The organism is Nocardiopsis chromatogenes YIM 90109, assembly GCF_000341185.1.
Classification (GTDB): domain Bacteria; phylum Actinomycetota; class Actinomycetes; order Streptosporangiales; family Streptosporangiaceae; genus Nocardiopsis_A; species Nocardiopsis_A chromatogenes.
Genome location: NZ_ANBH01000006.1, coordinates 26847 through 35728 on the forward strand (window position 1 = coordinate 26847; position 8882 = coordinate 35728).

The window sequence follows — 8882 nt, forward strand, 5'->3', positions numbered from 1 at the left end:
CCGGCGCCTCAGGGCTTGTAGGCGATCGCGCCCATGAGGATGCGCTGGTGGGGTTCGAGGTCGGCGACGTCCGGGACGTCGGCGTCGGGGTCCTCGGGGTGCCAGCGCTCCAGGAAGTCCAGGCCGGGCGGTACCAGGGGCAGTCCGAGGAAGTGCTCGCGGATGCGCTCGGGCGTGCGGATCCAGCCGTTGCCCAGGCTCTCCAGCCCGGCCCGCTCCATGGCCTTCTGCAGCTCCTCGCCGGTGTCGACGAAGTCGGTGATGAACAGGTGGGACCCGGAGGGCATGGGGTCGAACAGGGTGCGGATCCACTCCCCGGGGTTCTCGTCGTCGTGGAAGTGCATGAGCAGGCCGACCACCATGAGCGCGATGGGGCGGTCGAAGTCCAGCAGCGCGCGCACGTCCGGGTGGTCGAGGATCTCCTGGGGCCGCCGGAAGTCGGCGGTGATCACGGTGGTGGTGTTGTTGTCGGCCAGCAGGGCCCTGCCGTGCGCCAGCACGATGGGGTCGTTGTCGACGTAGACAACACGGGCGTTCGGGTTGACCTCCTGGGCCGCCTCATGGGTGTTCTTGACCGTGGGCAGGCCGCTGCCGATGTCGAGGAACTGGTCGAGGCCCGCGGTGCGGGCCAGGTACTGCACGCCCCGTACGAGGGCGGCGCGGTTGTCCAAGGCGCACTGGCCCGACTTCGGCACGTACTTGATGTAGAGGGCGGCGCCGTCCCGGTCGACCTGGAAGTTGTCCTTGCCGCCCAGGAGCGCGTCGTAGACCCGGGCGATGGTCGGCTCCGTCGTCTGGATGACGGGGGGACTCGTGGGCGCCCAGTCGGAGGCCTTCGACTGTCCGTCAGTGTCGGTCATCGGCGGTGCCCTTACCTGGTTCGGGGGGAGGGGAAGTCCGCGCCATCGTACGTCGGCGATGTGAGTCGTACCACCGTTTCCGGAATTCAGGCCGACCGGTTCTAGACAACGGCACGCGCCAAAGGGATTCGGCGGATCACTTCGACGAGGGCCAGGCTGACGGCGGTCACCACGACCGCGTATCCCGCGGCCGCCATGACGGACCACGGGCCCGCTGCGGGCATGCCGAAAAGATCTCTCAGAGAGAACAGCACCATCACGTGCACGAGGTAGACGCCGAAGCTGGGGGCGGCGGCCCGGCGCACGGTCCGGGACACGAGCGCTGCGGTCCTCCTCTCGGAGGACGCGAGGCGCAGGCCCGCCTCCCGCAGGACGAGGAACGCGCCGACGGAGGCGGCGATCACCGCGGGCGAGAGGAAGTCGAAGGCGTAGTCGGCCCCGGCCCCCCACTCCCCCGCCAGCTCCGCCAGGGCGCCCGCGCCGACCGCTCCGGCGGCGCTTCCGGTGATCAGGAGGGTGAGCCCGATCCGCAGCACCCGGGGGCCGGTCGGGGCGTGGAAGAGCAGCCAGCCGAGTACGTAGTAGCCCACGAAGGGGAGGAACCGGGCGGCGGCGGTGGTCCCGCCGACGCCGTCGATCAGGCCGAGGGCCTGGTCCGCGGCGCCGAAGGCCAGGGCGGCCCCGGCGAACCAGTACAGGGCGCCGCGGGAGGCGGCGCCCGCCAGGGTGCGCAGGAACGGGGTGAACACGTAGAGCCCGGCGATGACGTACAGGAAGTACAGGTGGATGCCGGGCTGGCCGGAGGCCGCCTGCTGGACGGCGCCGGACAGGGTCAGGCCGGTGCGCCACATGTCCCAGGCGAGGTAGGCGACGGTCCACACCACCAGCGGGACGCCGATGCGGGCCCAGCGCTTGCGGTAGAAGGCCGGGGCCGTCTCGTCCCGCGGGCCGAGCAGCAGGGCGCCGCTGATCATGACGAAGACGGGCACGCACCAGCGCAGCGCGGCGTCCAGGGCGGTGGAGGTCCACCAGGAGGTGCTGCCCTGGCCGGTGTAGACCTCGGTGACCAGGGGCGAATAGGCGTGGATGACGACGACGGCCGCCATCGCGGCCACCCGGGCCAGGTCGATCCAGGCCGTGGGCGGCGCGGGCGGGGCCCCGTCGCCCGTTCCGGCCGTGTCGGCCCTGTCGGCCGTCTCGCTTCGGTCGGGCGCGGTGCGGATGTCGTCGACGTACACGCCTTTACCGATATCAGACCGTTACATAAAGACTGCATCAAGCCCGACAACCGAACCCCGATTCGCACGTCCGCCCCTCCCGCCCCTCGGGGCCGGATGTGGACGCCCGCAATGGTCGCCAGGCGCGGTCGACGGGTAGCCCGGTGTCACCGAAGCGCCTCTGGCGATCCTCCGTGCTCCGTCTAGGTTGGAGGGTGCGGCGCCGCCTCCCGTTCCGGACGACCCTGACCTCCCCGAAGTCGTGGGCACACACCGCCATCCCCGGAGGCCCCCATGCCCGATGCCGCCGCGTTCCCCTTCCCGTCGGACCACCCGCTCACGCCCGCCCCCGCCCTGGCCGAGGCACGCAAGGACGGCGCCCCGGTGCGGGTGCGCCTGCCCTTCGGCGACCCGGCCTGGCTGGTGACCCGCTACCAGGACGCCAAGGATGTCCTGAGCAGCCCCGCGTTCGGCAGGGACGCCGGGCGGGCGGGCATCCCCGAGGAGCGCACCGCGCGGATCGGCCCCATCGACGTGTCCAACCGCACCATCATGAACATGGATCCGCCGCGCCACACACAGGTGCGCGGGCTGGTCGGCAAGGTGTTCACCCCGCGCCGGGTCGAGCGCCTGCGCCCGTGGACCCGCGGCGTCGCCGACCGGCTCGTGCAGGAGATGCGCGACCAGGGGCCGCCCGGCGACCTGGTCCGCGACCTCGCGCTCCCCCTGCCCATCGAGGTCATCTGCGAGCTGCTCGGGGTCCCCTCGTCCGACCGGCACTCCTTCCACGCCTGGAGCGACGCGTTCCTCAGCACCACCGACAGCACGCCCGAGCGGGTGCAGGAGAACCAGGCGCGCATCGACGCCTATCTGGCCGAGATGGCGGCCCTGCGCAGGAGCGACCCGGACGGCGGGCTCGTCGGCGCCTTGGCGCGCGAACACCACGAGGGCAGCCGCCTCACCGAGGAGGAACTCCTCGGACTCCTGCGCGCGCTGCTGATCGCGGGGCACGAGACGACGGCCTCGCTCGTCCCCGGCTTCTTCTACCTGCTGCTGAAGGGGGACGGGTTCGCGCGCCTGGCCGCCGACCCCGGACTCGTCCCGGGGGCGGTCGAGGAACTCCTGCGCCTGGTGCCGCTGATCCGCCCCGGGTCGTTCACGCGGTACGCGCTCGAGGACGCCGAGGTGGGCGGTGTGCACGTGCCCGCGGGCGACCAGGTGATCGTGGAGCTGTCGGCGGCCAACCGCGATCCCGACGCCTTCCCCGACCCCGACCGGCTGGACTTGGAGCGGGGCCGCACGCCGCACCTGGCCTTCGGGCACGGGATCCATCACTGCGTTGGGGCGTCGCTGGCGCGCATGGAGCTCCAGGTGGCGTTGGAGGCGATGGCGGAGGGCCTCCCGGGGCTGCGACCGGGCGCTCCCCTGGACGAGCTGCGCTGGAACGAGGAGCGGTTCGTCCGGTCCGCCGAGGCGTTCCCCGTGACCTGGTGAGGCGCACGCGCAGGGGCCCCGCCGGCGGCGGGGCCCCCGGCTCCCGGGTCCCGACCCGCCCCCGTCGGGGTCAGGCCCCGGACGGCTCGACGAACACCGTCGGGACGCCCGCGCCGGGCAGCGAGCACATGACGTCCTGGCCGCCGGTCGGCCCGTAGACGCCATCGTCGTCCTCGAACCTCAGGTAGACCTGGATGCCCGCCACCGGTCGGGGCTCGCAGTCCTCCTCCGGGTAGTTGAGCGGGTTGGGCTGGCGGACGGTCAGGTCGGCGACGCCGCCCGGCTCGACCACGAAGGGCTCGGGCGGGTCGTCGTCGTAGCGCGCCCAGTCGCCGACCCGCTCGCCCCCAAGGGTGTCGATCCAGTGCATCGAGACCGGGGTGTGCTGCACGCACGGCTCCTCGCCCGGCCCGTCGCCCATGATGCGGGCCATGGAGAAGCGGATGTACATGGTCCCGGCGGCGGCCTCGCGCCCCTCGTAGATGAGCTTGTAGTCGCTGGACTCGCACGCCCGGACCCCCGTATGGGCTCCCCCGGCCGCGGCGCCGTCCGCGGCCGCGGGCGCGGGCGCATAGGCCCCCATCGCCAGCGCCGGAACCGCCACCGCGGCGGCGAGGACGCCCGCCCTGCGGAGGCTCCTTCGCGACGGCCCTGCGGCCCGGTCCCTGGTCCCCGTTGCCCGCGCGCCCGCGCCGGTCGGTGCTGTCGGCATTGCTGCTCCCCTTGAACGCCGGGCCGTGCGGCCCGGACCCCCGGATGAATGACACCCGTTGGGACGCTCCACTCGGGTCGGGGGTTCGCCCGGGCACGCCTTCGGAAAGCGTCCCGATCCGGCCGTTCCCGCCGGTCATCCGCGGTGCCGCCGTGGGCCCCCTCGCGCGCGCCGCCCGCTCTTCCGGCGGCCCGCGCGAGCGTGTTACCTTCGGTAACACCAAGGCGGGCCGCGCCCCGCGGCCGCCCCTGCCCGCCCCGAGACCCGACGCCCCTCTCCCGGCCCGCCGCCGGGACGAACGAAGGACGTGTGCACATGACCGACTCCGCAGGCGCCCCCGCGTTCAGCCTGGAGCTCAGCGAGGACGTCCGCGACGTCCGCGACTGGACCCACGGCTTCGCCCGCGACGTGATCCGCCCCGCCGCCGCCGAGTGGGACGAGCGCGAAGAGACCCCCTGGCCGATCCTGCAGGAGGCGGCCAAGATCGGCCTGTACTCGCTGGACTTCTTCGCCAACCAGTGGCTGGAGCCCAGCGGCGTGGGCATCCCCGCCGCCTTCGAGGAGCTGTACTGGGGCGACCCGGGCATCGCCCTGTCCCTGACCGGGACCGGGCTGGCGGCCGTGGCGGTCGCGGGCAACGGCACCCAGGAGCAGCTCTTCGAGTGGGTGCCGCAGATGTTCGGCACCGCGGACGACGTCAAGCTGGGCGCCTTCTGCTCCTCCGAGCCGGACGCCGGCAGCGACGTGGCCTCCATCCGCACCCGCGCCGTCTACGACGAGGCCAAAGACGAGTGGGTGCTCAACGGCACCAAGACCTGGGCCACCAACGGGGGCATCGCCGACGTGCACGTGGTGGTGGCCTCGGTCGACCCCGAACTGGGCTCGCGGGGGCAGGCCAGCTTCATCGTCCCCCCGGGCACCCCGGGCCTGTCGCAGGGGCAGAAGTTCGCCAAGCACGGCATCCGCGCCTCGCACACCGCCGAGGTGGTCCTGGACGACGTGCGGGTACCGGGCCACTGCCTGCTGGGCGGCAAGGAGAAGCTCGACGAGCGCATGGCCCGCGCGCGCGAGGGCCGCCGCTCCGGCGGCCAGGCGGCGATGAAGACCTTCGAGGCGTCCCGCCCGACGGTGGGCGCGATGGCGGTGGGCTGTGCGCGCGCGGCCTACGAGTACGCGCGCGACTACTCCCGCGAGCGCGAGCAGTTCGGCCGCCCCATCGGGGAGAACCAGGCGGTGGCGTTCACGCTGGCGGACATGGCGACCCGGATCGACGCGGCGCGGCTGCTCGTGTGGCGCGCGGCCTGGATGGCGCGCAACGACAAGGACTTCGCCCAGGCGGAGGGGTCGATGAGCAAGCTGTTCGCGAGCGAGACGGCGACCTGGGTGACCCAGAACGCGATCCGCATCCTGGGCGGGAACGGCTACACGAGGGAGTACCCCGTGGAGCGCTGGCACCGGGACGCCACCATCTTCACGATCTTCGAGGGCGCCAGCGAGATCCAGCGCCTGATCATCGGCCGCGCGGTGACCGGCCTGCCGGTCAAGTAGCCGCGGGGGGGGGGGGGGGGGGGGGGGGGGGGGGGNGTCCGGGCTAATCCGCCTCATGGCGTTCCAGGAAGGTGTAGACGTCCGTCTCGTCCACGCCGGGGAACGTGCCGGAGGGCAGGGCCGACAGGACGTGCGAGTGGGCCCGCGCCGACGGCCAGACGTTGCCCTCCCAGCGCGCGGCCAGGTCCGAGGGCGGCTGCACGCAGCACTCGCCCGACGGGCAGTTCGACTTCGTCCTGTTGGTCGTCTCCCTGCCCCGGAACCAGCGCGACTCCTTGTAGGGCACCCCGAGGGTGATCGCGAAGTTGCGCTCGCGGCTGGGGTCCACGTGCGCCACGCACCAGTGGGTGCCGTTGGGCTTGTCCGTGTACTGGTAGTAGATCGAGTACCGGTCCGGCGAGGCGAACACCTGGCGGCCCGACCAGTAGCGGCACATGCGCTGGCCCTCGATGGCCCCGCTCTCGTCCGTGGGGAAGACCAGGCCGTCGTTCTCGTAGGCCTTGTAGATGATCCCCGTCTCGTCGTTGCGGATGAAGTGGCACACCAGGTCCAAGTGCCGGTTGGCCAGGTTGGTGAACCGGTGGGCCGCCATCTCGTAGGAGACGGAGAAGACGTCCCTGAGGTCCTCGACCGACAGGTCGCGCGCCTTCTTGGCCTCCTGGAGGTAGGTGACGGCCGACGTCTCGGGGATCAGCACGGCGGCGGCGTAGTAGTTGGCCTCCACCCGCTGCCTGAGGAAGTCGGCGTAGTCGCGGGGCTGCTGGTGCCCCAGGACGAAGTGGCCGAGCGTCTGCAGCAGGATCGTACGGGGGCTGTGCATGCCCAGCGACTCGCGCTTGAGGTACAGGCGGCGGTTGCGGGTGTCGGTGACCGACCGCACGGAGCGCGGGAGGTCCTGCACGTACCTCAGGGTGAAGCCGTGGTGCGTGACGATCGACAGGATCTGGCCCTGGGACAGCGCTCCCCCGCTGTACCCGACCGCGTCCAGCGTCTCCTTGGCCGCCTTCTCGATGCCCGCGAAGTAGTTGCCGCGCTCGCGCATCTGCCGCCGCAGCTCGGCGTTGGCCCGGCGCGCCTCCTCCGGGGTGGCGGTCGGCTTGACGCTGCGCCGCCGCAGCTCGTCGTAGAGCCCCACGATGTGCTCCAGCACGTCGTTGGGCACCCGCTTGCCGACCTTCAGGTGCGGCAGGTCCAGGCTCTGGTAGACGGGGTCGCGCTGGGCCTCCTCCAGGGCGATCTCCAGCTGCGCCCTGCGGCTGGGGGGCTGGCGGGAGAGCAGCTCCTCCACGGACACGCCCAGCGCCTGGGCCAGCGAGGTCAGCAGGGAGAGCTTGGGCTCGCGCTTGCCGTTCTCCAGCAGGGAGAGCTGGGAGGGGGCCCGGCCCACGCGTTCGCCCAGGTCGGCGAGGGTCATCCCGCGCGCCCGCCGGAGGTGGCGCAGCCGCTGGCCGAAGGTGACCAGGTCCAGGTCCCCCGGCAAAGACGGGATTTCTTCGGTACCAAAGTACGTCATGGGTTCATAGTAGGGAAAGATTCGCAGATCTTCACATGGAATCCGCTCGAAAAACCCTGGAACTTTGCGAAGAATCGTTGGCAGAGGCGGGGAACACACCGCACCGGCGGGCCCACGGCCCACCGGTACGGGTCTCCAGCCTCAACGTCGACCAGGGGAAACAAGAAGGCGGGAAGCACATGAGCATCACCGGCCGTCAGCAGGAAGCCGCCGCGGCGCTCCAGCGGGAGTGGGAGACCGACCCCCGCTGGGCCGGCGTCGAGCGCACCTACTCCGCCGCCGACGTGGTCCGCCTGCGCGGGTCCGTCACCGAGGAGCACACCCTCGCCCGCCAGGGCGCCGAGCGGCTCTGGAAGCTGCTCCACTCCGAGGACTACGTGAACACCCTCGGCGCGCTCACCGGCAACCAGGCGGTCCAGCAGGTCCGCGCCGGGCTCAAGGCCATCTACCTGTCCGGGTGGCAGGTCGCCGCCGACGCCAACCAGGCCGGCCAGACCTACCCCGACCAGAGCCTGTACCCGGCCAACTCGGTGCCCCAGGTCGTCCGCCGGATCAACAACGCCCTGCTGCGCGCCGACCAGATCACCTGGTCCGAGGGCGACGACGACGCCCCGCACTGGATGGCGCCGATCGTCGCCGACGCCGAGGCCGGCTTCGGCGGGGTGCTCAACGCCTACGAGCTGATGAAGGGCATGATCGCGGCCGGCGCCGCGGGCGTGCACTGGGAGGACCAGCTCGCCTCCGAGAAGAAGTGCGGCCACCTGGGCGGCAAGGTCCTCATCCCGACCGGCCAGCACGTCAAGACGCTGAACGCCGCCCGCCTGGCCGCGGACGTCGCCGGGGTCCCCTCGCTGGTCGTGGCGCGCACCGACGCCCAGGCCGCCACGCTGATCACCAGCGACATCGACGAGCGCGACCAGCGGTTCGTCACCGGCGAGCGCACCGCGGAGGGCTTCTACCGGGTCCGCAACGGGCTGGAGGCCTGCGTGGCCCGCGGCCTGGCCTACGCGCCCTACTCCGACCTGCTGTGGATGGAGACCTCCACCCCCGACCTGGAGGTGGCCCGCCAGTTCGCCGAGCGGATCAAGGCCGAGTACCCCGACCAGATGCTCGCCTACAACTGCTCGCCGTCGTTCAACTGGAAGAAGCACCTGGACGACGCGACCATCGCCAAGTTCCAGCGCGAGCTGGGCCACATGGGCTACAAGTTCCAGTTCATCACCCTGGCCGGCTTCCACAGCCTGAACCACTCGATGTTCGACCTGGCCAAGGGGTACGCCCAGGGCGGCATGAGCGCCTACGTCGAGCTGCAGGAGGCCGAGTTCGCCTCCGAGTCCGACGGCTACACCGCAACCCGCCACCAGCGCGAGGTCGGCACCGGGTACTTCGACCTGATCTCCACGGCGATCACCCCGGACGCCTCCACCACCGCGCTCACCGGCTCCACTGAAGAGGACCAGTTCTCAGCGGCTCACTGATACTGGATCCTCGTCCCTGACGGGCCGCCCGCCCCGCTTTCGTGGCTGGGGCGCGGCGGG

The 8882-nt window shown here is 72.0% G+C and carries 7 protein-coding genes; 3 read left to right on the forward strand and 4 right to left on the reverse strand.

Going from position 1 to position 8882, the window contains the following annotated elements:
- Positions 1 to 8 precede the first annotated feature (8 nt).
- The gene (locus D476_RS0100510; protein ID WP_017622031.1) at positions 9 to 860 is read right to left on the reverse strand and encodes an SAM-dependent methyltransferase; all 852 of its coding nucleotides are present in this window, start codon (positions 858 to 860) and stop codon (positions 9 to 11) included.
- 101 nt (positions 861 to 961) lie between these two features.
- Positions 962 to 2098 (reverse strand): acyltransferase family protein, encoded by a 1137-nt coding sequence (locus D476_RS0100515; RefSeq protein WP_017622032.1) that lies wholly within the window; start codon positions 2096 to 2098, stop codon positions 962 to 964.
- 273 nt (positions 2099 to 2371) lie between these two features.
- On the opposite strand from D476_RS0100515, the gene D476_RS39590 reads away from it, so the two are divergent.
- Entirely contained in the window at positions 2372 to 3571 is a 1200-nt protein-coding gene (locus D476_RS39590; protein ID WP_017622033.1) for a cytochrome P450, read from the forward strand.
- Between the two features lie 70 nt (positions 3572 to 3641).
- On the opposite strand, the gene D476_RS0100525 is transcribed toward D476_RS39590, so the two are convergent.
- Complete coding sequence (locus D476_RS0100525; RefSeq protein WP_040724803.1) at positions 3642 to 4283, reverse strand: hypothetical protein; 642 nt, start codon at positions 4281 to 4283, stop codon at positions 3642 to 3644.
- 315 nt (positions 4284 to 4598) lie between these two features.
- On the opposite strand from D476_RS0100525, the gene D476_RS0100530 reads away from it, so the two are divergent.
- Positions 4599 to 5831 carry an acyl-CoA dehydrogenase family protein gene (locus D476_RS0100530; RefSeq protein ID WP_017622035.1) on the forward strand — a complete coding sequence of 411 codons (1233 nt, stop codon included), beginning with the start codon at positions 4599 to 4601 and terminating at the stop codon, positions 5829 to 5831.
- Positions 5832 to 5874: 43 nt separating this feature from the next.
- Here the strand turns inward: D476_RS0100530 and D476_RS0100535 are convergent, their stop codons facing one another.
- Entirely contained in the window at positions 5875 to 7311 is a 1437-nt protein-coding gene (locus D476_RS0100535; protein WP_017622036.1) for a helix-turn-helix transcriptional regulator, read from the reverse strand.
- 212 nt (positions 7312 to 7523) lie between these two features.
- On the opposite strand from D476_RS0100535, the gene aceA reads away from it, so the two are divergent.
- Complete coding sequence (gene aceA, locus D476_RS0100540) at positions 7524 to 8822, forward strand: isocitrate lyase (RefSeq protein ID WP_017622037.1); 1299 nt, start codon at positions 7524 to 7526, stop codon at positions 8820 to 8822.
- Positions 8823 to 8882 lie beyond the last annotated feature (60 nt).

Coding starts and splice junctions, on each gene's coding strand:
- D476_RS39590 (WP_017622033.1), top strand. CDS start 2,372: ATGCCCGATGCCGCCGCGTTCCCCTTCCCGTCGGACCACCCGCTCACG.
- aceA (WP_017622037.1), top strand. CDS start 7,524: ATGAGCATCACCGGCCGTCAGCAGGAAGCCGCCGCGGCGCTCCAGCGG.
- D476_RS0100525 (WP_040724803.1), bottom strand. CDS start 4,283: ATGCCGACAGCACCGACCGGCGCGGGCGCGCGGGCAACGGGGACCAGG.
- D476_RS0100510 (WP_017622031.1), bottom strand. CDS start 860: ATGACCGACACTGACGGACAGTCGAAGGCCTCCGACTGGGCGCCCACG.
- D476_RS0100530 (WP_017622035.1), top strand. CDS start 4,599: ATGACCGACTCCGCAGGCGCCCCCGCGTTCAGCCTGGAGCTCAGCGAG.